Raw genomic sequence first — 22,809 nt, 5'->3', positions numbered from 1 at the left:
TATTACCCAATCCCGCGAATATTTCTCAAATCATAAACGCCGCATTCGCAAACGCAAAGAGGGATCGGCGGACCGATCCCTCTCTTCACTATGCGATTGCGCGCAGCTTGCGGCCGCTCAACCAAATGGGTCAACCAACCGGGGCCGCTCAGACCTCAGCCGGCCTTCGGCGTGCCGCCCAGCGAGCCGAGCAGGCTGGCGACTTCGGCCGCCTCGTCCACCGCGACCATGCCGACAGTGTGGTAACCGCTGTCGACATGCATCACCTCGCCGGTGACGCCGCTGCCCAGGTCGGACATCAGGAACAGGCCGGCGCCGCCGACCTCCTGGATGGTGACGTTGCGCTTCAGCGGGGCGTTCAGCTCGTTCCACTTCAGGATATAGCGGAAGTCGCCGATGCCGCTGGCAGCCAGAGTCTTGATCGGACCGGCGGAGATGGCGTTGACACGGATGTTGCGGCCACCCAGATCGACTGCCAGATAGCGCACGCTGGCTTCCAGCGCGGCCTTGGCGACGCCCATCACGTTGTAATGGGGCATGACGCGCTCGGCGCCATAGTAGGATAGGGTAAGCAGGCTGCCGCCGTCCTTCATCAGCGGCACGGCGCGCTGCGCCACCGCGGTGAAGGAGTAGCAGGAGATGTCCATGGTGCGCAGGAAGTTGGCCCGCGTGGTGTCCAGGTACAGCCCGTCCAGCTCGTTCTTGTCGGAAAAGGCGATGGCATGAACCACGAAGTCCAGCTTGCCCCATTCCTGTTCGATGGCGGCGAAGGTCGCGTCGATGCTGGCCTCGTCCGTGACGTCGCAGGGCAGGACCAGCTTGGCGCCGACCTGTTCGGCCAGCGGCTTCACCCGCTTCAGCAGCGCGTCGCCCTGGTAGGTGAAGGCAAGCTCCGCCCCGTGCTGGGCCAGGGCGGAGGCGATCCCCCAGGCGATCGAACGATCGTTGGCCACGCCCATGATCAGGCCACGCTTGCCGGCCATGAGCGGCATCGGATTGGACATCGGAACCTCGTGAACGACGGATGTGCTGCGGCTCCAGCCGCGAAAAGTGGGGCGCATCCTACACGAAAGCGCCCGACGGTCAAACCGACGCGGGCTGTCTTGCCGCAGGAGGCGTCGCATGTCTCCCCCTAAGGACAATCCCGGCCGCGAGGAGGAGGAGCGCAGCCGCATTCTGACCGGCCTGCGGGAGCTTGGCGGCTTCTTCGGCCACTCGATGCTGCGCTTCTACAACGACAACTGCTTCCAGACCGCTGCGGCACTGACCTACACCTCGCTGCTGGCCATCGTGCCGATGATGACCATCGGTTTCGCCATCTTCTCCGCCTTCCCGGCCTTCAGCGCCCTGCAGCTGCGCATCCAGACCGCGCTGGTCAAGAATCTGGTGCCGGAGATCGGCGACGCGATCCTGGAATATCTCGGCCGCTTCATGGCGAACGCCGGCCAGATGCCGATTTTCGGCGTGATCGGGCTGGCGGTGTCGGCGGTGCTGCTGATCTGGACCATCGAAGGGTCCTTCGCCACGGTCTGGCGCGTGCGCGAGCCGCGGTCCTACGTGACGCGCATCCTGTCCTTCTGGGCGGTGGTGTCGCTGACCCCGCTGTTCGCCGGCGCCAGCCTGTCCCTGTCCAGCACGCTGTGGACGGCGCTGGAGGTCGCGCATCTGGAGGGGGTCGTCCATCCGCTGGCGGGGATCGGCATGCTGCTGCCCTTCGCCTTGCAACTGCTCGGCTGCTCGCTGCTGTATCTGATAATTCCGAATCGGGATGTGTTCTGGCTGGACGCGCTGTGCGGCGGCGCCATCGGCTCCATCCTGCTGGAAGGGTCGAAGGCGATCTTCGGCTGGTACATGCGCGAATACCCGGCCTACCAGACCATCTACGGCGCGCTGTCGGTGGTGCCGATCTTCCTGTTCTGGCTCTACATCGCCTGGTCGACGGTGCTGTTCGGCGCGGTGGTCGCCGCGTCGCTGCCGGAATGGCGGGCGGGCAAGGTCACCCGCGGCGGCATGGAGGGGCTGCTGCCGGCCCAGCGGCTGGCGCTGGCGCTGGCCGTCCTGCATGAGTTGATGGAGGCGAGCCGGCTCGGTGTCGGCATGCGCCGCCGCACGCTGGTCGGGCGGGTGCCGGTGGGCACGCTGCTGATCGACGGCATCCTGGAACAGCTGCGCGATGCCCATTGGGTCGCCCACACCACCCGCGACGCCTGGGTGGTCACCCGCGACATGGGCGAGGCGACCCTGCTGGAGCTGATGAAGGCGCTGGGCATCGGCATGCGCGGCTCCGTCCATGGCCTGGGCGGCCTGGATCTGCCCTGGCAGGAGCGCACCGCCCGTTTGCTGGACGCCGCCGAGGCGCGGCAGGGCGATCTGCTGAACGTGCCGTTGAAGCTGCTGCTGAACGACGATCTGCCGCCGGAAGGGCAGCCGGCGGGGCAGGGGGCGGGAGAGGGCAGCACCGGGCCGGTGCCGCTGCGGGCGGTGAAGAAATAGGGGGCAGGCGGTTACTCCAGCCCGGCCTTCTTGCGGACGTCGTAGCTGCGGGTCTTCGCCCATTCCTCGACGAACTTGACCAGTTCGCCGTCGGGCGGGTCGGGCAGGACGACCTTCAGCTTCACATACTGGTCGCCCGGCTGCTTGGTGGCCTGGTTGACCACGCCCTTGCCGCGCAGGCGCAGGACGGAACCGGTGTTGGCGCCCGGCGGCACCTTCACCGCGACCTTGCCGCTGATCGTCGGGACATTGACGGTCGCGCCCAGAACCGCCTCGTTCAGGGTGATCGGCACCTCGACATGGATGTCGCTGTCCTGCCGGGTGAAGAAGGGGTGGGATTCGACATGCACCTCGACGATGGCATCGCCGTTGGGCATGCCGCCCATGCCGGGCAGGCCCTGGCCCTTCAGACGCAGCTTCGACTCGTTCTCCGTTCCGGCCGGGATGGCGACGTCGATGCTCTTGCCGTTGGACAGGTTGATGCGTCGCTTCGACCCGTTCGCCGCCTCGATGAAGGGGACGGTGACGGAATAGGAGATGTCGCTGCCCCGAACCTTCGGCCCGGCGGAGCCGCCGGCCCCGGCTCCCGCTCCGGCACCCGGCCCGCCGGGGCGGCGCCGGCCTCCGCCGAACAGGTCGGAGAACCAGTCGTCGCCGCCGCCGAAGAAGCTGTCGTCGGCGGTGCTGCTGTAGGCCTTGCCGCGGCTGCCGGCGGTCCGGCCGCGCGAGCCGAAGCCCGCGTGCCGTTCCTGCCCCGACGGGTCGATCTCCCCGCGGTCGTAGCGGGCGCGCTTCTCGGCATCCGACAGCAGCGTGTAGGCGGCCGAGATTTCCTTGAACCGCTCCTCGTTGGCGGCGTCGCCCGGTTTCAGGTCCGGGTGATGCTGCTTGGCGAGCTTGCGGTATGCCTTCTTGATGTCGTCGGCACTGGCGGACCGGCTGACGCCGAGAACGCTGTAGGGATCGCGCGTAGCCACGGGCAGAGATTTCCCGCCCCAGGGGGGCTCAAAGGTTGCGGGTCGGCGGTGTTACGAGTTGCCGATGATCTTCCACGTACCGTCGGCCTGTTTGCAAGCGGTTCCGTAGGCCTGCTCCGTCCGCCCCTTGACCACGATGGTCTGCTGGAACTCGCGGCAATAGGTGCCGGTGTTGCTGTAGCCGTCGCGGGTGGTCACGATGGTACCGGAATTGCCCGACTGCGGGTTGTTCCAGTTGATGCGGTCGCCGACCGGAGCGGCATAGGCCTGACGGGCAGCGGTCTCGGCATAGCCGGAATCGGCCTTGTCGAGCGAACCGCCGATCTCCTTGCCGATGAAGGCGCCCAGCAGCGTGCCGACGCCGGTCGCCACCAGCTTGCCCGTTCCGCCGCCGATCTGCGAACCGATCAGGCCGCCGGCGACCGCACCGCCGACCGTGCCGACCGTTTCCTTCTGACCGCCCGTCTGGCACCCGGCCAGCAGGCCCACGACGATCACGGCCGGAACGACTTTCTTCACGAACATCCTTGCGCCTCGAAAAGGTTGGTTGCCGCGGCACCCAATCGGTGGCTTCGCGGTGGACAGTGATATAAGCGACCCTATGCTTGCTGTGAATTGTGATGAGGCTGTGACCCTTTCGCTTTTGCACAAAAGCCCGCTCCCGCACCGGCCGCGCGCCACCCGCCCGGCGGCGCGGGACCCATCGAGACAGGACCCAGGAATGACGGACAGCAACGACCGCAATCCCCGCTCCCCCTATGATCTCTTCGCCGAATGGATGAAGGAGGCGGAACAGAGCGAGCCCAACGATCCCAACGCCATGGCGCTGGCCACCGCCGACGCCAGCGGCATTCCGTCGGTGCGGATGGTGCTGCTGAAGGGGATCGATCCGCGCGGTTTCGTCTTCTACACCAACACCGAGAGCCGAAAGGGCACGCAGCTGCTGGCGAATCGGAACGCCGCCCTGTGCTTCCACTGGAAGAGCCTGCGCCGTCAGGTGCGGGTCGAGGGTCCGGTGGAGATCGTGACCGACGCCGAGGCCGACGCCTATTTCGAGAGCCGTCCGCGCGACAGCCGGATCGGCGCCTGGGCCTCGCAGCAGTCGCGCCCGCTGGAGGGCCGCTGGGAGCTGGAGAAGCGCGTCGCGCAGTTCGCCGCCAAATACGCCATCGGCACCGTGCCGCGGCCGCCGCACTGGACCGGTTTCCGCGTCCTGCCGTCGCGGATCGAGTTCTGGCGCGACCGCCCGTTCCGCCTGCACGACCGGCTGGTGTTCCAGCGGGTGGAAGGCCAGGGGACAGAAGGAACCGACGCCGATGCGCCGGGTTGGACGACCGAGCATCTGTTCCCGTAAAGGGGATGTCAGACCGGTGCGGACCGTAAGCGACCTGTAAGGACGGGCCGCTACGGTCGCGCCGGCCATGCCGGCCGGCTTTGCGGAGTGGGGGAACCAGTGAGCGACAATGCGGGAAACGCGGCATCGGCGGATCGCCTGCGCCGCTATGCCACCTATGCCAGCGTGTCGGTGGCCTCGACCCTGATCGCGGCGAAGCTGGGCGCCTATCTCCTGACCGAGTCGGTCAGCATCCTGTCCTCGCTGATCGATTCCTGCACCGACCTGATGGCCTCGGTGGTGACGCTGCTGGGCGTGCGCCATGCCCTGCGCCCGGCCGACGCCAACCACCGGTTCGGCCATGGCAAGGCGGAGGCGCTGGCGGCGCTTGCCCAGGCCGCCTTCATCGGCGGCTCCGCCGTGCTGCTGAGCATCGAGGCGGTGCGGCGGCTGGTCCGGCCGGAGCCGATCGCCGAGGGGACGATGGGCATCGCGGTGATGCTGCTGTCGATCCTGCTGACCGCCGGGCTGATCACCTTCCAGCGCCGGGTGCAGACCGCCACCGGCTCCGTCGCCATCGGGGCGGACCGGCTGCATTATTCCGGCGACCTGCTGATGAACGGTGCCGTCATCGTCGCCATCCTGCTGACCGAGGCGACCGGGCTGACCGTGGTCGACCCGCTGTTCGGCATCGGCATCGCCCTGTTCCTGCTGAACGGCGCCCGCGGCGTGGCGCGCGACGCGCTGGACGTGCTGATGGACCGCGAGTTGGCGGAAGAGGAACGCGGCCGCATCGCCGAGCTGGCACTGGCCGAGCCGGGAGTGCGCGGCCTGCACGATCTGCGCACGCGCAATGCCGGTACCGGCTGCTTCATCGAGCTGCATCTGGAACTGGACGGCGGCCTGACCCTGACCGCCGCGCACGAGATCGCCGACCGGGTCGAGGCGCGGCTGCGCGACGCCTTCGCCAATGCCGAGGTGCTGGTCCATCAGGAGCCCGCCGGTCTGGCCGACGAACGGCTGGACCACCGCATCGCCGGCTGACGGCGGAAAAGTTGTGCAGAGCAGCCCCGTGATGCGGATCCGCATTGCGGGATAACCCGCATATCGCATCCAACTTTTGTCATCGCACAATCACTGGGCGCAGCTTCTCCTTAAGGTATCCTACCAATGGACAGGGGGGCCGGGTTCGGCTCGGTCTCCCCGTTCGTTGCGAATCTGTATCAAAAGCGCAATAATAGTTCTCGGGAGAAAGCGCTCGGTTATAAAACAGCAAAAATGGTGGATAAGATGGATGGTGGCTTTGGGCTTCGTCCGCATCTGATCGCGGACATCGCGGAAGAGGCTGGCAATCTCGGTATCGAGATCGCGGATATCGCCGGCCACATCGAGGATGTGAACGCCCGCGTCACCCACCAGTCGGAGGTGTTCACCCAACTGCGCGACACCGGCGCCAAGATGTCGCGCAGCACGGAACGGATTTCCCAGGCCTCCGCCATCGCGCGCTCGGTCACCGAACAGGCGCGGCAAGAGGTCGACAGTTCCCACGACCGCGTGCAGAAATCCTTGTCCGACATCCATTCGCTGGTGTCGTCGGTGACGGGGATCGAAGGGCAGATCGCCGGGCTGCGCGACGCGCTCGACCGCGTCGGCAAGGTCGCCAAGGAAATCTTCACCATCGCCAAGCAGACCAACCTGCTGGCGTTGAACGCCACCATCGAGGCGGCACGCGCCGGCGATGCCGGGCGCGGTTTCGCCGTGGTGGCGAACGAGGTGAAGTCGCTGTCCACCAAGACCAGCGAGGCGACGACCGAGATCGATGCGACGCTGAAGTCCCTGAACGAGCAGGCGCAGCGCCTGATGGCGGAGAGCGCCGCCAGCGCCGCCAAGGCCCGCGCGGTCAGCGAGGGGACCACCGCCATCGGCACGGTGATCGAGACGGTCGGCCGCGCCATGCGCGAGCTGAACGGCGAGACCGACAAGATCGATGCCGCGTCGGCCGAGATCGGCGGCAATTGCGGCGAGCTGGAGCGCGAGATCGCCGATCTGGCGGTGGGCGTGAGGCTGTCCAGCGAGAATCTGGCCCAGGCGCGCGACCGGGTGAACAATCTGGTCGGGATGAGCGAGCGGCTGATCGGCGTTACCGCCGAACTGAACATCGAGACGGTCGACACCCCCTTCATCGCCGCGGTGAAGGATGCCGCCGCGAAGGTCTCCGCCGCCTTCGAGGATGCGCTGGTCCGCGGCGACATCAGCGAATCCGACCTGTTCGACCGCCAGTACCAGCCGGTCGCCGGATCGGACCCGCAGCAGGTGATGACCCGCTACACCCAGCTGTGCGACCGCGTCCTGCCCGGCATCCAGGAGCCGGTGCTGTCGGCCAACGGCCGCATCGTCTTCTGCGTGGCGGTGGACGAGAACGGCTATCTGCCCACCCACAACCGTCAGTTCAGCCAGCCCCAGGGCCGCGACCCGGTCTGGAACGCCGCAAACTGCCGCAACCGCCGCATCTTCAACGACCGCGTCGGGCTGGCCGCCGGCCGCAGCACCAAGCCCTTTCTGCTCCAGACCTACAGGCGCGACATGGGCGGCGGGAAGTTCACGCTGATGAAGGACGTCTCCGCCCCCGTCACCGTGCGCGGACGCCATTGGGGCGGGCTGCGGCTGGCCTACAAGGTGTGAATGGTTAAGGTCTGATGGCGGGACGATTTCCCGGGCTTCCCTCTTGATCCGTATCAACGCATACGATCAGCCTTGCGGGTGAAATGGCTGGGCAGAGGGAGCGACCATGAAATACGTCGAAGAGTTCCGCGATCCGGTTCTGGCCCGCAACGTCGCCGCCGCCATCGCGCGGGAGGTGCGGGCCGACCGCTCCTATCACCTGATGGAGTTCTGCGGCGGCCATACCCATGCCATTTCCCGCTATGGCATCCCCGACCTGCTGCCCGCCAATGTGCGGATGATCCACGGGCCGGGCTGCCCGGTCTGCGTCCTGCCGGTCGGGCGGATCGACGACGCCATCGCGCTCGCCCGCCGGCCGGAGGTGACGCTGTGCACCTATGGCGACGTGATGCGCGTGCCGGGGTCGGGGCGGCTCAGCCTGCTGAAGGCCAAGGCGCAGGGGGCCGACGTGCGGATGGTGGTGACCGCCGATGCGGCGGTGCGCATCGCCGCCGAGACTCCGGACCGGCAGGTGGTGTTCCTCGCCATCGGCTTCGAGACGACGACCCCGCCGACGGCGCTGGCCGTCCGTGCCGCCGTGGCGCAGGGGCTGACCAACTTCTCCGTCTTCTGCAACCATGTGCTCACTCCGTCGGCCATCCAGGGCATCCTGGCCGGGGCCGATGAGGGGCTCTCGCTCGACGGATTCGTCGGGCCTGCCCATGTCTCGGTCGTCATCGGGTCGGAGGCCTACGCTCCGGCCGCGGCGGAGCATGGCAAACCGGTGGTCATCTCCGGGTTCGAGCCGCTCGACGTCCTGCAATCCATCCTGATGCTGGTCCGCCAGATCAACGACGGGCGGGCCGAGGTCGAGAACCAGTTCACCCGCGCCGTCACCGCCGACGGCAACCGCAAGGCCCAGGCGCTGGTTCTGGAGATTTTCGAGACCCGGCCGTCCTTCGAATGGCGCGGGCTGGGCAGCATTCCGCACAGCGGGTTGAGGCTGCGCGACGCCTATGCCGCCTTCGATGCCGAACGGCGCTTTCCCATCGCCGGGGCCAGCGTTGCCGACCACAAGGGCTGCGATTGCGGCGCCATCCTGCGTGGGGTGAAGCGGCCGGTCGACTGCAAGCTGTTCGACACCGTCTGCACCCCGGAAAACCCCATGGGGTCCTGCATGGTCTCGGCCGAGGGCGCGTGCGCCGCGCATTACACCTATGGACGGTTCCGCGACGCCTGACCGGTTCCCGGATCGGTTTTCCGGCCAGCCGGCTCGCCCCCTTGCGACCTCTCGCCGCAGGCCGGCAGAACGCTGCTGGACGAACGCCGTCCGGCTGAACATGATGCATATGAAACAATCCGCCAGCCTGCCGATCATCCCACAGATCGCCCGCATCGGCCGGCCCGGCGGAGAACCGCAGACGTCATAAGACTTCGCACTTCATACCGGGGGGACCCGCATGACCTACAAGCACATCCTCGTCCATCTCGACAGCAGCCCGCATGTCGAGGCGCGTCTCGATGCCGCCGTCGCGCTGGCCCAGCGTCATGGCGCCTTCCTGCGCGGCCTGTTCGCGCAGGGCGACCGCAACGCCACCAGCGTGATCGCCCGCCGGTCCAGCGACCATCTGGGCGACGCCGCGGCCCGCAGCGAGGCGCTGTTCAAGGAAAAGCTCGCCGCGTCCGGGTTGCAGGGCCATTGGCACGGCCTGACCCATGGCGAGTACAACCATGTCATCCGCGAGGTCATCATCTGGTCGCGCTTCGCCGACCTGACGGTGCTGGGCCAGTATGACCGCGAGGCGGGATCGCAGGCGGCGCCCGAGGAGTTGAACGAGCAGGTGGTGCTGAATTCCGGCCGCCCGGTGCTGGTCATCCCCTATGCCGGCCGCTTCGCCACCATCGGCCAGCGTGTGGCCGTCGCCTGGAATGCCGAGCGCGAGGCTGCCCGTGCCCTGTCCGACGCCATGCCGATGCTGGAGAAGGCCAAGGAGGTGACGGTCATCACCGTGCTGACCCAGGCATCCTCCTCCGCGTCCGAAGCGCCGCGGGTCGGCGTGCTCGACCATCTCGCCTTCCACGGCGTGACGGCGGAGCAGACCCATTTCACCGTGAGCGACATCGGTGCGATGGACGCCCTGCTGGCCCGCGCCATGGACACCGGCGCCGACCTGCTGGTGATGGGCGCCCACGGCCATTACGGCTTCCCGTTCCTGCACCGCGGCAGCGGGACGCGGCATGTGCTGCGCACCTGCCCGGTGCCGCTGCTGCTGTCGCACTGATGAAAGGGGCAGGGGGGCGCCGGGTCGCGCCCCCCGGTTCGTCACGCCGCCTTCACGCCGCCTTCACGCCGTTGAGGAAGCTTTCCACCTCCTGGCGCAGGCGGGTCGATTCGCCGGTCAGGTGATCGGCGACGCTGCGGACTTCGCCGGCGGCGCGGCCGGTGTCTCCGGCGGCGCGGGTGACGCCGACGATGTTGCTGGTCACCTGCTGCGTGCCCTGGGCCGCCTCCTGGACATTGCGGCTGATTTCCTGGGTCGCGGCGCTCTGCTGTTCCACCGCCGAGGCGATGGTCGCGGAGATCTGGCTGATCTCGGTGATGATGCGGCCGATCTCCTCGATGGCGGAAACCGCCTCGCGCGTCGCGCCCTGGATGGTGGCGATCTGGCCGGTGATATCCTCGGTCGCCTTGGCGGTCTGGTTGGCGAGGCTCTTCACCTCGCTCGCCACCACGGCGAAGCCCTTGCCGGCCTCGCCGGCACGCGCGGCCTCGATGGTGGCGTTGAGCGCCAGCAGATTGGTCTGCGCCGCGATGTTGTTGATGAGGTCAACCACCTCACCGATCTTCTGCGCCCCTTCGGCGAGGCCCGACACCACGCCGTTGGCGCGGTTGGCGCCGCTGACCGCCTGTTCGGCGACGCGAGTCGACTGGGTGACCTGACGGCCGATCTCGGCGATGGAGGAGGACAGTTCCTCCGCCGCGGCGGCGACGGTCTGCACGTTGGCGGACGCCTGCTCGGCGGCCGACGCCACCGTGGTGCTCTGGCGGTTGGTCTCGTCGGCGGTGCTGGTCAGCGCGCCGGCCGACTGCTGCATCTGGGTCGCGGCACCCGACAGGCTCTGCACCACCGCGGTGACGTTGCCCTCGAAGGCGCGCATCAGTTCCTCCAGCCGGGCGGTGCGGCGGGCCTTGGCCTCCTCCTCGGCGCGCTGGGCGGCGGTGAGGCGGTCGGCTTCGATGGCGTTGCGCTTGAAGACATCCACCGCCTCGGCCATGGCACCGACCTCGTCCCTGCGGCCGACGCCGGGCACCTCGACCGCGCGGTCGCCGCCGGCCAGTCGTGCCATGGCGGCGGTCATGGCGACGATGGGTGTGGCGATGGACCCGCGCAGCACCAGCCCGGCGGCCACGGCGATCAGAAGGGAGATCAGCGCGCCGGCGATGGCGGTGAGGTAGCCGGTCGAGAAGGCGGTCTTCTGCTCCGCGTCGCGCACGGTCAGCAGAGCGCGCTCGGCGTCCTCGATCTGCCGGACCAGGGCGCGGATGCTGTCCATCGCCGACTTGCCGAGCGCCTTCGCCTCCATCGCGCGGGCCTCCTCGCGCGTGTCGGCCTTGGACATCAGGGCGATTTCCTTTTCCGCCACCGTCTCGCGCCAGGTTGCGGCGTGCCTGCGCAACTCCTCCAGCCGGGCCTGCTGCTGCGGGTTGTCGGCGGTCAGCGACTTCACCTCCGCCAGGGCACGGTCGAACGCCTGCGCGCCGGAGCGGTAGGGCTGGAGGAAGGCCGGATCGCCGCTGACCAGATAGCCGCGCAGACCGGTTTCCTGATCGACCATCGCCGTCATCGCCGCATCGGTGGTCTGGATCACGCGGTAGGTGTGGATCGTCCAGCCGATGGAGGACTGGATCGACGATAGGGTCGAATAGTTGGCAATGCTGATTGCGACAATGATGACGATCAATGCAGAAAATGCCGTCAACAGCTTTCCGCCGATGCGGAGATCGGTGAACCAGGACATCGTCTTGCCCCTCATTTGACCGGACAGGCCTTTGATTCGCGGGGACGGTCGCCTCGCCTTCGGAGTTGCATACGAAAGGGTGAATGCCTCACCCCATCGAACGCGAGAACTGATACGTCAACGATTTCGATTTCGATCATCGAAAATTCTATGTATGACGAAATCATCAGTCTGTTACGTAAGGCTTATGCCTTGCCGGCAAACGAAGGAATAACAACGCTCCGTTGTCTTCCCAAGGTCGCAGACAGCCGCGGGCAGCAATGCCCCCGTATGCATGGGGCATTGTGTCGCATCGCCGTGCTGGCGATGGCGGGGCGGCTGCAAGGGAGGTGTCTCGACGCAGGTTCAGCGGCGGATCGCCGGTAAAGGAAGCGTCAGCGCCGCAGCCGCATGTCGATGTGGGGAATGCCGAAATCGTCGTACGGGTCGGTGTCCCGGACGAAGCCGAAGCCGCCGTAGAAGCGTTCGAGATGCTGCTGCGCGCCGATGACCACGTCGCGGCCGGGCCAGCGCTCCGCCAGCACCGTCAGCGACTCCGCCACCAGCGCCCGCCCCAGCCCGGTGGAGCGTTGCGACGGATCGACCGCCAGACGGCCGAAGGAGACCGGCGCGTCCGGATTCGCCCCGTCCGGGCCATCATCATCCGGGCCGAGGCAGCGGGCGCAGCCGACGATGGTGCCCGCCTCGTTCACCGCGATCAGGTGAAGCGCGCCAGGATCGCGGCCGTCGATGTCGGGGTAGGGGGAGGCCTGCTCGACCACGAACACGCGGCTGCGCAAGGCCAGCATGTCGTGCAGGTCGCGCAGTGTCAGGGCATCGAAAGCGACGCGGCGGACGGGCGGCGGGGAGGTCTTCACGGGATGCTCAGGCAATCGCGTTGCGGATCATGTAGTCGGCGATGTCCTTGGGCTTCACCTTGACGTCGGTCAGCGGCTCGTCGGCGGTCATCGCCTTGGCGACCAGCAGGCTGTTCTGCACGTTGGTCAGGGTGATGCGGTACACGCCGACCGCTCCCTTCAACCGCGGGTAATAGGTGGGGTCGATCGCCTTTTCGCGTCGGCCGAGCCGGGCCAGCGCGGCTTCCTCGTCCGCCTCATCGACCGGCTTGGTCTCGATCAGTTTCCAGTCGGATTCGCCACCCCAGCCGGCGGCGACCGCCGCCTTGACCGCGGCCTCATCCTCCGCGATGCCCAGCTTGTAGATGTGTTTTCCCTGTCCGACGTCGGACGCCCATTTGGTCAGGGCGGCGCTGCGCGCGACATAGACGAGGGGCATGACGAGTCGATCCTTAGCATGGGGCCTTGTTACGGAGCCTGGAATTACGGAGCTTTCCGGGGAGCAGTCTATTGCAGCGACGACTGCCGCGCGATGGGCGTGATGAGGATGCGGCTGACCACGTCCTTGCCGAACATGGCGATCACCGATTCGTCGATGCGGCGGCGCAGGGCAGGGACGTTCGCGATGTTGCCGCGGACGATCCAGCCCTCGTCCACGCCCTTGTAGATGGCGGTCAGGATGGCGTCTTGCAGGCGCGGGATGCTGAGCTGCACCTCTCCCAGCTTCAGGGCGTTGCCGATCTCAAGATTCACTTCGACCTGGGTGTATTTCTCGATCCGTCCGGCATTCACCACCGGGACCATCAGCGGCTTGATCCGCACCGACGGCGGCAGGGCGCCCGGCGCGCCTTCGTTCGCAACGGCCGATGGCGCCGACGGCAGCGTCAGGAACAGGGCAAGGCCGAAGGCATACAAAAGGCGACGCATGACGGAATACCGCGAAGGACCGGACAGCGGGGATGCTATCGGTCCGACGCGGCGCTTGCAACCGGGGTCCGGCCCTTATGCAGGGCCGGGGACGATTGGTCACGGAAGACTTGAGGGATTATGGGATCAGGCGGCTTTCTTGCCACTGGCCGCCATCGCCTTCTTGTTGACGTCGCTGATCGCCAGCTTGTTCAGCAGCGTGTCGGTGTCCTTTTCCTCCTGCAGCGTCTCGTCCAGCAACTGGGCGACCTTGTCGAGGCCGCAGGCGGTGGCGAAGGCATGCAGCGTGCCGTAGCTGGCGATCTCGTAATGCTCCACCTTCTGGGCGGCGGCGATCAAGGCGGCGTCCTGCACCTCGGGCGCCAGACCCATTTCCAGGATTTCCTGGGCTTCGCTGATCAGCCCCTCCATCGCGTCGCAATGCTTGCCGCGCGGACGGCTATCCAGCTCCTCGAACACCTGCTGAAGCCGCTCGATCTGCCCATGGGTCTGTTCCAGATGGGTTTCGAACGCCTGGCGCAGCTGGTCGGAGCTGGCGGCCTTGGCCATCTTGGGCAGAGCCTTCGCGATCTGCTTCTCGGCGTGGTAAATGTCGCGAAGATCCTCGATCAGCAGATCCTGCATCGTCTTGGCGGCCATTTTGGTGGTCCTTCCTCGCAGTGGGGGTTGGCGGAGCGGAGCTCCTGCGCGCCGAATGGCTGGGTGGACAACAGCGATGGCTGCCGGGTGTTGCGGTCTCGAACGGGGACTGACCTTAGGGTAAGGAGGGCCGGGCGATGTGGAACCGGGCAGGGGAGGGCATTGGGCATGACCGACGGTGACGTGCTGTTCGAGTTCCAGCGGGTCGGCAGCTATCTGCGGGTAACCGCCATCGATGCCAGGACCGGCGTCGAGGTGACGGTGGCCGGTCCGGCAACCGGCAGCCAGGAACTGCTGAAGCGGACGGCGATCAACAAGCTGCGCTTCGTACAGAACAAGAGCGTCGGACCCGCCGCGCCGGCCAAGCCGGGGCCGAAGCGGGGCGGCGGACTTTATTGATCCAGCCGCAACATCCAATAGTTGTGTATCTGCCGTGGGCTGCTCTTCTCCGCAAGGTGCGAAAAGAAAACGCGCCGCCGGACGGGGCCAGGCGGCGCGTATCGAAGTCTGGCTTTTGCTGATGGTGAGCGCCGGCATGCCTCCGCCGGCGGCCCCGACGCTGGGTCGGCCCGCCGGTCGTAGAGCGAACCGCTCGACCCCGACAGTAGACCTATGCCTGCCCGTTGACACTGGCGCAGGGGGTGTAACGCTTGTAGAACCGCGCATCTCTGAACGAATGGCGCATAAGGAAAGCCCCTTTTCCTGCGCCGTTCAGCCGGTTAAGCCGGGTGTCGGCCGGGCCGTTTTCCGTGCCGGCCTTCGGGCAGAAAAATGAAACGCCAGAGGATCGAGGCCATGTTGGGTTTTAAGGCGGCGGGTTTTAGGGCGGCAGGCTTCAGAACGCTGGGCGTGACGGCTTTCCTGCGCGTGTCGCTGATGTCGGCGGCGTTGACGGCCACCGCTTCGGTTGCAGCCTTGCCGGTTCTGGCGATCCCGCAGGCGGCGCTGGCCGCCTCGTCCCAGCCGACCCAGAAGCCGGGCCATGGCGCACAGGACCATGGCGGCCGGCAGTCCGCCCCCGGCGCTGCCGGCGCCGCTGGCGGGACGGCAAACGGTGGACCGCCCTCGACCGCCCCGCAACCGACGATGCCGGCCGCGGGCTGCCTGAAGCCGGGTGTGCCGCTGTGTATGGACGATCAGGCGACCTTCCTCAGCGCCGACAAGATGTCGTCCTGTCAGGGCGAGGTGAAGGATTACGTCGACAAGTCGATGAGCTATCTGACCTGCCTGAACGAAGAAAATGTGTCGACCGGGCGCGAATTGAGTCGAAATGTCGACCGTTTCAACTGCCGCCTGTCGGGCCGCAAGGGTTGCGCCAACTGAGGCCTGCGGCCCCTGGAATGCAACCGATTTGCAACTTCAACCAGTCGGATGGCAGGGCCATCGACCGGACACGCACACGGGCCGACTCCTGGGTGGATCGGCCCGTGTTGCATACGGACTTTACTCGATCAACCGGCCTTGCGGCGGGTCTGGCGGCCGGAACTGCGGCCCAGGCCGATGCGCTTGGCGAATTCCGAACGCTGCGCCGCATAGTTCGGCGCAACCATCGGATAGTCGGGCGGAAGTCCCCAGCGTGCGCGATACTCGTCCGGCGACATGTTGTAGGTCGAGCGAAGATGCCGCTTCAGCATCTTCAACTTCTTCCCGTCTTCCAGGCAGACGATGTATTCGGGCGTCACTGACTTGCGAATCGGAACGGCCGGCTTCAGCGGCTCCGCCGCGACCTCACGGGGCTGACCATTCAGACCGGTCAGCGACGAGTAAACCGTATTGATCACGTCGGGGATTTGCTGAGCAGGCAACACGTTCTTGCTGACATACGCCGATACGATGTCGGCGGTCATCCGCAGCAGCGCATTGTCCGGTACATCGGCGCGAAGCTGGTCGCTCATTGCACTGTGTCCTGGTTTTTCATTTGTCCGTAGGAACCAAGTTGCATACCGTGATTTGGGTGTCAATATAATTTCGGCAAGCATCAAATTAGTTGCTCTTGTCGGCCAGAACAAAGGAACGCCGCGTAAATCAGCCTTCGCTGAAAATCGTTGCACGGTTGTGGCTGTGCCGCGGCTTTAAGGGGCGTCTAGTAGGCGCCGGCTTGCGATTTTCCCCTGACTCCGTTGCGGCAATTGGCGGATTTCCCCCGCATATAACGAATCGGCTATCTCCCTTGTTTTGCCCCTTCGGCAACGAAGAGGTGAAAACAGAGACCGAACTTTCGCGGTGGTAGGCGCCGGAGCCGCTCCGGCTGTGCGCCGGCCGATCGCGGGCCGGAGATCGACCGCCAAATCGACCGCCGCCGGTCGGTGTTGGGTTTAGCTATGCATCCACGTCATGGTGTGGCTGTGGCGGTTGGCACCGACATCTGGTAGGGTGCCGGCATCTTTTGCCCGATTGCAGGCCGCTTCGCCGGCTCGGCTGCCGCCTGTGCATCCGTACTGCCCGTATCCGTTACCGACCGCACCGGAGTTTCCGCCGTCATGACCGTCCGCACCGTGGCACTCGCTTCCGATCACGCCGGCTATGAGCTGAAGGCTCAGATCGCACGGCAGCTTGAGGGCGCCGGCTACACCGTCCTCGATCTCGGTACCGACGGTCCGGCCTCGGTCGATTACCCGGACTTCGCCGCGGCGCTGGCCGCCGCCGTCACCGACGGCCGGGCGCAGCGCGGCGTGCTGGTCTGCGGCAGCGGCATCGGCATCAGCATCGCCGCCAACCGCCATCCCGGCATCCGCGCCGCCCTGGTGCACGACGTGACCACCGCGCGCATGTCGCGCGAGCACAACGACGCCAACGTGATCGCGCTGGGCGCCCGCATCGTCGGGCCGGAGATCGCCAAGGATTGCGTCGAAATCTTCTTGAAGACCGACTTCGAAGGCGGCGAGCGTCACAGCCGCCGCATCGCCAAGATGGGCTGAGCGCGTCTCCGCGCCGCTTTTCCCGGCCCGTTGTTTGGCCCCTTATTTGGCCGTGAAGGCCCGCAACCGGGACGCGACAGATCCCGGAAAGACCCGACCGGGCTGCATCGCCCGGAAGGACCCGACGAAAGCGGGCGGGCCGCGCGCCCGTTCTGCCTGACGCCCCTTCGATGAGGAACCTCCAGCCATGACCAGCAGCAACACCGCAGAGATCGGCCGCTTCTTCGCCGCCTCGCTTGCCGAGACCGATCCCGAACTGGCCCGCGCGGTGCGCGACGAGCTGGTCCGCCAGCAGGAGCAGATCGAGCTGATCGCCTCCGAGAACATCGTCTCCCAGGCGGTGCTGGAAGCGCAGGGCTCGGTCCTGACCAACAAGTATGCCGAGGGCTATCCGGGCAAGCGTTACTACGGCGGCTGCGAATTCGTCGACGTGGCGGAGAACCTCGCCATCGAGCGCGCCTGCAAGCTGTTCGGCTGCGATTTCGCCAACGTGCAGCCGAACTCCGGCTCCCAGGCCAACCAGGCGGTCCTGCTGGCCCTGCTGCAGCCGGGCGACTGCGTGCTCGGCATGTCGCTGGCCGCCGGCGGCCACCTGACCCACGGCGCCGCCCCCAACATGTCGGGCAAGTGGTTCAAGGCCGTGCAGTACGGCGTGCGCAAGGACGACCACCTGATCGACTTCGATCAGGTCGAGGCGCTGGCCCGCGAGCACAAGCCGAAGCTGATCATCGCCGGCGGCTCCGCCTATCCGCGCGTCCTGGACTATGAGCGCTTCCGCGCCATCGCGGACGAGGTCGGCGCGATCTTCATGGTCGACATCGCCCACTATGCCGGCCTGATCGCCGGCGGCGTCTATCCGAACCCGTTCCCCTATGCCGACGTGGTCACCACCACCACCCACAAGACGCTGCGCGGCCCGCGCGGCGGCATGGTGCTGACCAACAAGGAGGACATCGCCAAGAAGATCAACTCGGCCGTCTTCCCCGGCCTCCAGGGCGGCCCGCTGATGCATGTCATCGCCGCCAAGGCGGTTGCCTTCGCCGAGGCGCTGCGTCCGGAGTTCAAGACCTACGCCCAGGCGGTGGTCGACAACGCCCAGGTGCTGGCCAAGACGCTGATCGCCGGCGGGCTGGACATCGTGTCGGGCGGCACCGACAGCCACATCGTGCTGGTCGACCTGCGTCCGAAGAACCTGACCGGCAAGGCGGCGGAAGCCAGCCTCGAGCATGCCGGCATGACCTGCAACAAGAACGGCGTGCCGTTCGACCCGCAGAAGCCGATGATCACCTCCGGCGTCCGCCTGGGCAGCCCGGCAGCGACCACGCGCGGTTTCGGCACCGCCGAATTCCGCCAAGTTGGCGAGATGATCGTCGAGACGCTGGACGGTCTGGCCGCCAGCAACTCCGGCGACAACACGGCGGTCGAGGCGGCGATGCGCGAGCGTGTGCGCGGCCTGTGCCGTCAGTTCCCGATCTATCCCACGCTGTAATTGCCCACGCTGTAATTAACGGGGAATCCACCAGATGCGCTGCCCGTTCTGCGGAAACGAGGACACCCAGGTCAAGGACTCGCGCCCGACCGAAGACAACTCGGCAATCCGCCGGCGGCGCTTCTGTCCCAGTTGCAGCGCCCGCTTCACCACCTTCGAACGCGTCCAACTGCGCGAGTTGACGGTGGTGAAGAGCAACGGCCAGCGCGAAGGCTTCGACCGTGAGAAGCTGCTGCGGTCGATGAGGATCGCGCTGCGCAAGCGCCCGATCGACGCCGACCGCATCGACCGGGTGGTGAACAGCATGGTCCGCCAGCTGGAATCCTCCGGCGAGAGCGAAATCCCGTCGAAGCAGATCGGCGAGAAAATCATGGAAGCGCTGCAGACGATGGATCAGGTGGCGTATATCCGCTACGCCTCCGTCTACAAGGACTTCCGCGAGGCTTCCGACTTCAACGAGTTCGTGGAAACTCTGGCGCCGGAAGCCTCGCCGGGACTGTGAATGCGTCGGTGCGGGGCAGGCGGTTGTCCTGCCCCGCACCTGCCCCTCATCCGAGCCCTTATCCGACCTGGGCCAGGATCGCCAGCAGCAGGATCGCCACGATGTTGGTGATCTTGATCATCGGGTTCACCGCCGGGCCGGCGGTGTCCTTGTAGGGGTCGCCGACGGTATCGCCGGTCACCGCCGCCTTGTGGGCGTCGGAGCCTTTGCCGCCGTGATTGCCCTCCTCGATGTACTTCTTGGCATTGTCCCAGGCACCGCCGCCCGACGTCATCGAAATGGCGACGAAGATGCCGGTGACGATGGTGCCCAGCAGCATGGCGCCCAGGGACGCGAAGCCGGCCGCCTGCCCGCCGATGGCGGCGATCACCAGATAGAGGACCACCGGGGCCAGAACCGGCAGCAGCGAGGGGATGATCATCTCCTTGATCGCCGCCTTGGTCAGCATGTCCACCGCACGGCCGTAATCGGGCTTGGCGGTGCCCTCCATGATGCCGGGGATTTCGCGGAACTGACGCCGCACCTCCACGACGACGGACCCGGCGGCGCGGCCGACGGCGGTCATGCCCATGGCCCCGAACAGATAGGGCAGCAGGCCGCCCACCAGCAGCCCGACGACGACGTAGGGGTCGTTCAGCCGGAACTCGACCGGAATGTTCGGGAAGTAATGGCCCAAATCCTGGACATAGGCGGCGAAGAGAACCAGCGCCGCCAGACCGGCGGACCCGATGGCATAGCCCTTGGTCACCGCCTTGGTCGTGTTGCCGACGGCGTCCAGCGCGTCGGTGGTGACGCGGATGTTGGCGGGCATGTCGGACATCTCGGCGATGCCGCCGGCATTGTCGGTGACCGGCCCATAGGCGTCGAGCGCCACCACCATGCCGGCCAGCGCCAGCATCGTCGTCGCGGCGATGCCGATGCCGAAGACGCCGGCCTGTCCATGGGCGATCAGGATGCCGGCGCAGATGACGATCACCGGCAGGGCAGTCGATTCCATCGATACGGCAAGGCCCTGGATGACGTTGGTGCCGTGACCGGTCTCCGACGCCTTGGCGATGCTGCGCACCGGGCGGAAGGCGGTGGAGGTGTAGAACTCGGTGATCCAGACCAGCAGGCCGGTGACGCCCAGCCCGACCAGCGCCGACACCAGCAGGTTGAAGCCGGTGATCGACACGCCGTCGGTCATGGTGATGGCGCGGGTGAAGCCGAACAGGATCGCGGTGACGATCAGGATTAACACCAGCGAGATGCCGGCGGCCACGATCAGCCCTTTATAGAGCGCCTTCATGATGTCGTTGTCGGAACCGAGCTTCACCGCGAAGGTGCCGGCGACAGAGGCCAGGATGCAGACGGCGCCGATCAGCAGCGGATAGACCAGCATCATCCGCAACACACCGCCGGAAAAGAAAATCGCCGCCAACAGCATGGTGGCGACGATGGTGACGGCGTAGGTTTCGAACAGGTCGGCGGCCATCCCGGCACAATCGCCGACATTGTCGCCGACATTGTCGGCGATGACCGCCGGGTTGCGCGGGTCGTCCTCCGGGATGCCGGCCTCCACCTTGCCGACCAGATCGGCGCCGACGTCGGCGCCCTTGGTGAAGATGCCGCCGCCCAGCCGGGCGAAGATCGAGATCAGCGAGGCACCGAAGCTGAGCGCCACCAGCGCCTCCAGCACGGTGCGGACCTCGGCGGGATCGTTGACGCGGTAGACCAGCGTCAGGACGCCGAAATAGCCGCCGACACCCAGCAGCCCGAGCCCGACCACCAGCATGCCGGTGATCGCCCCCGACTTGAAGGCGATGTCGAGTGCCGGCGCCAGCCCGCGGGTGGCTGCTTCAGCCGTGCGGACGTTGGCGCGGACCGAGACGTTCATGCCGACATAGCCGGCACTGCCCGACAGCACGGCGCCGATCAGGAACCCCAAGGCCACGGGAAAGCCCAGCGTCACCCATAGGATGACCAGCAGGACGGCGCCGGCGATGGCGATGGTGGTGTATTGACGGTTCAGATAGGCGCGCGCCCCTTCCTGCACCGCGGCGGCGATGGCCTGCATCCGTTCGGATCCAGGCGACGCGGCCATGACTTCTTTTCCGGTACGAAAACCGTAGGCCAGCGCGAGCAGGCCGGCGGCGATGATGACGATGAACGCTAGAGCCATCGCATCCCCCGATTGATTTTAAGGTCGCGCCCCGGAAAGGCTGGTCCCACCACGGTGGTCAAGTGGGGGAGAAGTCGGGCGCAAGTATTATCGGGAAAAGCATGCGCCCGGTCCCGCCGCTTTGCAACCGCCGCACGGGGCGGCGCGACGCGGCGAAATGGCCGGGGGTACCCCTGGCCTTTATGGGTAGTGTCGGGATAATGCACCGCAAAATGGGTGCAAATTGCGGGTGCTGCGGGAGGCGGTCAGAGATTGCGCTGCGTAACCGCCTGGACCAGCACGTCATAGACCGCGTCCTTGCCGACGACTTTCCCGGCGGCCTCCGCCAACTTGGCCTTTACGGCAGGAATATTGACCAAAGCCCCGTTCAGGATCGACTTGTCGGCGATGCCGCCATAGAGCGCGGTCAGGAAGGCGTCGGTCAGGCGCGGCTGGTTGGCCTGGACCATCGGCTGCTTTTCCAGAAGCACTTCCACCGCGACCACGACGGTCACGAACTGCTCGACTCGGGTCGGGCCGATCATCGGCACCACCAGCGGGGCCAGGCGGACGAAGGCGGTCGGCGGCTTGGGTGGCGGCTCCACTTTCTTCGGCGGTGCGTCGGGATGTTCGGTGAAGTATTTCTGATAGACGAACCATCCGCCGAAGCTGGCGCCGCCCAGCAGCACGATGCCGAGAACGAGGACGATCAGAGCCTTGACCACGGCAACACACCTTACGCAAACGGCGAATCGGCGAACCCTGCGCTGCCGATGCTTTCGATTGTCTTAAATGCCGGGCGTCGGAACCGGATGGTCAAAAATGGTCCCAGCCGCGCCGGGTCAGCGGCAATGGCGCGCCGGCGCCGTCCAGCACCGCGACCTCGCCGGGCGTGCCGGGGCGGAGTTCGCCGATCTCGGTGATCGCGACCCCGCATTCGGCGGCCAGGGCGGTCAGGGCATCACGGGCCGATGGCGGGGCGGTGAACAGAAGCTCGTAATCGTCGCCGCCGGTGATGGCCAGCGCCAGCCGCAGCGGATCGCCGTCGATGGCGCCGCGGGCGGCCTCGGACAGCGGGACCGCATCGGCGTGCAGCAGCGCGGCGCAGCCGGACTCCTCGCAGAGATGGCCGAGGTCGGCGACCAGCCCGTCCGACACATCCATCGCACCGCTTGCCAGCCCGATCAGCCGCGGCCCGACGCCCATACGCGGGTCGGGCCGGCGCATGCGGCGCAGCAGATGGGCGCGGGTGTCCTGATCCGGGATGTCGAGACGGCCATAGGCGACTTCGAGCCCGAGCGCGGCGTCGCCGATGCTACCGGTGACGAAGACGCGGTCGCCCGGCTGTCCGCCCCAGCGCGGCAGGGCGCGGCCGGTGGGGACCAGTCCGAAGGCGGTGACCGACAGGGTGATGGGGCCACTGGTGGAGACCGAATCGCCGCCGGCCAGCGCAATGCCGAACTGCCGCTGCTCCTCGCCCAGCCCAGCGGCGAAGCCTTCCAGCCAGGACTCGTCCAGGCCGCGGGGCAGGGCGGTCACCAGCGTGTAGGCCAGCGGCTCCGCCCCCATCGCGGCGAGGTCGGACAGGTTGCTGCGCATCAGCTTGGCGGCGATGTCGGCCGGCGCATCGTCGGGGAAGAAATGCACCCCGGCGACCATGGCATCGGTGGTGACGACCAGTTCCCGCCCGTCAGGCACGCCGAACACGGCGGCATCGTCCCGCAGGCCGCGGGCACCGGGAAAACCGGCGGCCAGCGGCTTGAAGAAACGGGTGATGCGGCCGAACTCGCCGAGGGGGCGATTCCTCCTCTCCCCCCCGGGGAGAGGGTCGGGGTGAGGGGGATGCACGGGGTGGATTCTCGTGAAAGGCACGC

General features: G+C 66.9%; 23 protein-coding genes. 11 read left to right on the top strand and 12 right to left on the bottom strand.

Features of this window, described 5'->3' with window-relative positions:
* Positions 1-155: 155 nt before the first annotated feature.
* Positions 156-1,004 (bottom strand): enoyl-ACP reductase FabI, encoded by an 849-nt coding sequence (gene fabI / locus ABNQ40_RS25735; protein WP_098740228.1) that lies wholly within the window; start codon positions 1,002-1,004, stop codon positions 156-158.
* Between the two features lie 118 nt (positions 1,005-1,122).
* Here fabI and ABNQ40_RS25730 point away from each other — a divergent pair, with 118 nt between their 5' ends.
* Positions 1,123-2,493 carry a YihY family inner membrane protein gene (locus tag ABNQ40_RS25730; RefSeq protein WP_391347740.1) on the top strand — a complete coding sequence of 457 codons (1,371 nt, stop codon included), beginning with the start codon at positions 1,123-1,125 and terminating at the stop codon, positions 2,491-2,493.
* An 11-nt stretch (positions 2,494-2,504) separates the two neighbouring features.
* Here ABNQ40_RS25730 and ABNQ40_RS25725 read toward each other — a convergent pair whose 3' ends face one another.
* Positions 2,505-3,470, bottom strand: a complete 966-nt coding sequence (locus ABNQ40_RS25725; RefSeq protein WP_391347738.1) for a DnaJ C-terminal domain-containing protein — start codon at positions 3,468-3,470, stop codon at positions 2,505-2,507.
* A 51-nt stretch (positions 3,471-3,521) separates the two neighbouring features.
* Entirely contained in the window at positions 3,522-3,995 is a 474-nt protein-coding gene (locus ABNQ40_RS25720; protein WP_109051793.1) for an RT0821/Lpp0805 family surface protein, read from the bottom strand.
* 196 nt (positions 3,996-4,191) lie between these two features.
* Here ABNQ40_RS25720 and pdxH point away from each other — a divergent pair, with 196 nt between their 5' ends.
* The 5 genes from pdxH (at position 4,192) to ABNQ40_RS25695 (ending at position 9,746) form a co-directional block, all read left to right on the top strand.
* Positions 4,192-4,824, top strand: coding sequence for a pyridoxamine 5'-phosphate oxidase (pdxH, locus tag ABNQ40_RS25715; RefSeq protein ID WP_391347737.1), 633 nt, complete (start codon positions 4,192-4,194; stop codon positions 4,822-4,824).
* 99 nt (positions 4,825-4,923) lie between these two features.
* A complete protein-coding gene (locus tag ABNQ40_RS25710) occupies positions 4,924-5,847 on the top strand; it encodes a cation diffusion facilitator family transporter (RefSeq protein WP_391347735.1) in 924 nt (307 codons plus the stop codon).
* Between the two features lie 246 nt (positions 5,848-6,093).
* Entirely contained in the window at positions 6,094-7,485 is a 1,392-nt protein-coding gene (locus tag ABNQ40_RS25705; protein ID WP_109491175.1) for a methyl-accepting chemotaxis protein, read from the top strand.
* 106 nt (positions 7,486-7,591) lie between these two features.
* Positions 7,592-8,704 (top strand): hydrogenase formation protein HypD, encoded by a 1,113-nt coding sequence (gene hypD / locus ABNQ40_RS25700; protein ID WP_109051791.1) that lies wholly within the window; start codon positions 7,592-7,594, stop codon positions 8,702-8,704.
* Between the two features lie 220 nt (positions 8,705-8,924).
* On the top strand, positions 8,925-9,746 hold the full coding sequence (locus tag ABNQ40_RS25695) for a universal stress protein (RefSeq protein ID WP_098740221.1): 822 nt from the start codon (positions 8,925-8,927) through the stop codon (positions 9,744-9,746).
* Between the two features lie 52 nt (positions 9,747-9,798).
* Here ABNQ40_RS25695 and ABNQ40_RS25690 read toward each other — a convergent pair whose 3' ends face one another.
* The 5 genes from ABNQ40_RS25690 to ABNQ40_RS25670 all read right to left on the bottom strand — a co-directional run bounded on the left by ABNQ40_RS25690 (position 9,799) and on the right by ABNQ40_RS25670 (position 13,886).
* Positions 9,799-11,484 carry a methyl-accepting chemotaxis protein gene (locus ABNQ40_RS25690; RefSeq protein ID WP_247880050.1) on the bottom strand — a complete coding sequence of 562 codons (1,686 nt, stop codon included), beginning with the start codon at positions 11,482-11,484 and terminating at the stop codon, positions 9,799-9,801.
* A 374-nt stretch (positions 11,485-11,858) separates the two neighbouring features.
* The gene (locus ABNQ40_RS25685; protein WP_247880049.1) at positions 11,859-12,341 is read right to left on the bottom strand and encodes a GNAT family N-acetyltransferase; all 483 of its coding nucleotides are present in this window, start codon (positions 12,339-12,341) and stop codon (positions 11,859-11,861) included.
* 7 nt (positions 12,342-12,348) lie between these two features.
* Positions 12,349-12,759, bottom strand: a complete 411-nt coding sequence (locus tag ABNQ40_RS25680; RefSeq protein WP_109051789.1) for a hypothetical protein — start codon at positions 12,757-12,759, stop codon at positions 12,349-12,351.
* A 68-nt stretch (positions 12,760-12,827) separates the two neighbouring features.
* Positions 12,828-13,247: a hypothetical protein gene (locus tag ABNQ40_RS25675; RefSeq protein ID WP_109051788.1), complete on the bottom strand. Its 420-nt coding sequence runs from the start codon at positions 13,245-13,247 to the stop codon at positions 12,828-12,830.
* Between the two features lie 126 nt (positions 13,248-13,373).
* Positions 13,374-13,886 (bottom strand): ferritin-like domain-containing protein, encoded by a 513-nt coding sequence (locus ABNQ40_RS25670; RefSeq protein WP_391347728.1) that lies wholly within the window; start codon positions 13,884-13,886, stop codon positions 13,374-13,376.
* Between the two features lie 168 nt (positions 13,887-14,054).
* Between ABNQ40_RS25670 and ABNQ40_RS25665 the strand changes: the two genes are divergently transcribed.
* Positions 14,055-14,285 carry a DUF6898 family protein gene (locus ABNQ40_RS25665; RefSeq protein WP_109051786.1) on the top strand — a complete coding sequence of 77 codons (231 nt, stop codon included), beginning with the start codon at positions 14,055-14,057 and terminating at the stop codon, positions 14,283-14,285.
* A gap of 372 nt (positions 14,286-14,657) precedes the next feature.
* A complete protein-coding gene (locus ABNQ40_RS25660; RefSeq protein ID WP_109051785.1) occupies positions 14,658-15,209 on the top strand; it encodes a hypothetical protein in 552 nt (183 codons plus the stop codon).
* A 128-nt stretch (positions 15,210-15,337) separates the two neighbouring features.
* Here ABNQ40_RS25660 and ABNQ40_RS25655 read toward each other — a convergent pair whose 3' ends face one another.
* Positions 15,338-15,781, bottom strand: coding sequence for a MucR family transcriptional regulator (locus tag ABNQ40_RS25655; RefSeq protein ID WP_014247241.1), 444 nt, complete (start codon positions 15,779-15,781; stop codon positions 15,338-15,340).
* Positions 15,782-16,366: 585 nt separating this feature from the next.
* On the opposite strand from ABNQ40_RS25655, the gene rpiB reads away from it, so the two are divergent.
* The 3 genes from rpiB to nrdR all read left to right on the top strand — a co-directional run bounded on the left by rpiB (position 16,367) and on the right by nrdR (position 18,795).
* Positions 16,367-16,804, top strand: a complete 438-nt coding sequence (gene rpiB / locus ABNQ40_RS25650; protein WP_109051784.1) for a ribose 5-phosphate isomerase B — start codon at positions 16,367-16,369, stop codon at positions 16,802-16,804.
* Positions 16,805-16,991: 187 nt separating this feature from the next.
* Positions 16,992-18,293, top strand: a complete 1,302-nt coding sequence (gene glyA, locus ABNQ40_RS25645) for a serine hydroxymethyltransferase (protein WP_109051783.1) — start codon at positions 16,992-16,994, stop codon at positions 18,291-18,293.
* Between the two features lie 34 nt (positions 18,294-18,327).
* A complete protein-coding gene (gene nrdR, locus ABNQ40_RS25640) occupies positions 18,328-18,795 on the top strand; it encodes a transcriptional regulator NrdR (RefSeq protein WP_098740213.1) in 468 nt (155 codons plus the stop codon).
* 58 nt (positions 18,796-18,853) lie between these two features.
* Here nrdR and ABNQ40_RS25635 read toward each other — a convergent pair whose 3' ends face one another.
* The 3 genes from ABNQ40_RS25635 to thiL form a co-directional block, all read right to left on the bottom strand.
* A complete protein-coding gene (locus ABNQ40_RS25635; RefSeq protein WP_109051782.1) occupies positions 18,854-20,956 on the bottom strand; it encodes a sodium-translocating pyrophosphatase in 2,103 nt (700 codons plus the stop codon).
* A 245-nt stretch (positions 20,957-21,201) separates the two neighbouring features.
* The gene (locus tag ABNQ40_RS25630) at positions 21,202-21,660 is read right to left on the bottom strand and encodes a hypothetical protein (protein WP_109051781.1); all 459 of its coding nucleotides are present in this window, start codon (positions 21,658-21,660) and stop codon (positions 21,202-21,204) included.
* Positions 21,661-21,751: 91 nt separating this feature from the next.
* The gene (gene thiL / locus ABNQ40_RS25625; protein ID WP_109051780.1) at positions 21,752-22,783 is read right to left on the bottom strand and encodes a thiamine-phosphate kinase; all 1,032 of its coding nucleotides are present in this window, start codon (positions 22,781-22,783) and stop codon (positions 21,752-21,754) included.
* Positions 22,784-22,809 lie beyond the last annotated feature (26 nt).

The sequence above is a fragment of the Azospirillum sp. A23 genome (genome assembly GCF_042938965.1).
GTDB classification, from domain to species: Bacteria; Pseudomonadota; Alphaproteobacteria; order Azospirillales; family Azospirillaceae; genus Azospirillum; species Azospirillum melinis.
Note: the sequence above shows the minus strand (reverse complement) of the source record. Positions and strands in the feature narration are given on the sequence as shown.

What these genes read in the sequence shown, in the direction of transcription:
- ABNQ40_RS25720 (WP_109051793.1), bottom strand. Translation starts at nt 3,995, where the DNA reads ATGTTCGTGAAGAAAGTCGTTCCGGCCGTGATCGTCGTGGGCCTGCTG.
- ABNQ40_RS25695 (WP_098740221.1), top strand. Translation starts at nt 8,925, where the DNA reads ATGACCTACAAGCACATCCTCGTCCATCTCGACAGCAGCCCGCATGTC.
- fabI (WP_098740228.1), bottom strand. Translation starts at nt 1,004, where the DNA reads ATGTCCAATCCGATGCCGCTCATGGCCGGCAAGCGTGGCCTGATCATG.
- nrdR (WP_098740213.1), top strand. Translation starts at nt 18,328, where the DNA reads ATGCGCTGCCCGTTCTGCGGAAACGAGGACACCCAGGTCAAGGACTCG.
- ABNQ40_RS25655 (WP_014247241.1), bottom strand. Translation starts at nt 15,781, where the DNA reads ATGAGCGACCAGCTTCGCGCCGATGTACCGGACAATGCGCTGCTGCGG.
- ABNQ40_RS25675 (WP_109051788.1), bottom strand. Translation starts at nt 13,247, where the DNA reads ATGCGTCGCCTTTTGTATGCCTTCGGCCTTGCCCTGTTCCTGACGCTG.
- rpiB (WP_109051784.1), top strand. Translation starts at nt 16,367, where the DNA reads ATGACCGTCCGCACCGTGGCACTCGCTTCCGATCACGCCGGCTATGAG.
- ABNQ40_RS25730 (WP_391347740.1), top strand. Translation starts at nt 1,123, where the DNA reads ATGTCTCCCCCTAAGGACAATCCCGGCCGCGAGGAGGAGGAGCGCAGC.
- ABNQ40_RS25660 (WP_109051785.1), top strand. Translation starts at nt 14,658, where the DNA reads ATGAAACGCCAGAGGATCGAGGCCATGTTGGGTTTTAAGGCGGCGGGT.
- hypD (WP_109051791.1), top strand. Translation starts at nt 7,592, where the DNA reads ATGAAATACGTCGAAGAGTTCCGCGATCCGGTTCTGGCCCGCAACGTC.
- pdxH (WP_391347737.1), top strand. Translation starts at nt 4,192, where the DNA reads ATGACGGACAGCAACGACCGCAATCCCCGCTCCCCCTATGATCTCTTC.
- ABNQ40_RS25680 (WP_109051789.1), bottom strand. Translation starts at nt 12,759, where the DNA reads ATGCCCCTCGTCTATGTCGCGCGCAGCGCCGCCCTGACCAAATGGGCG.
- ABNQ40_RS25665 (WP_109051786.1), top strand. Translation starts at nt 14,055, where the DNA reads ATGACCGACGGTGACGTGCTGTTCGAGTTCCAGCGGGTCGGCAGCTAT.
- ABNQ40_RS25670 (WP_391347728.1), bottom strand. Translation starts at nt 13,886, where the DNA reads ATGGCCGCCAAGACGATGCAGGATCTGCTGATCGAGGATCTTCGCGAC.
- glyA (WP_109051783.1), top strand. Translation starts at nt 16,992, where the DNA reads ATGACCAGCAGCAACACCGCAGAGATCGGCCGCTTCTTCGCCGCCTCG.
- ABNQ40_RS25635 (WP_109051782.1), bottom strand. Translation starts at nt 20,956, where the DNA reads ATGGCTCTAGCGTTCATCGTCATCATCGCCGCCGGCCTGCTCGCGCTG.
- ABNQ40_RS25690 (WP_247880050.1), bottom strand. Translation starts at nt 11,484, where the DNA reads ATGTCCTGGTTCACCGATCTCCGCATCGGCGGAAAGCTGTTGACGGCA.
- ABNQ40_RS25705 (WP_109491175.1), top strand. Translation starts at nt 6,094, where the DNA reads ATGGATGGTGGCTTTGGGCTTCGTCCGCATCTGATCGCGGACATCGCG.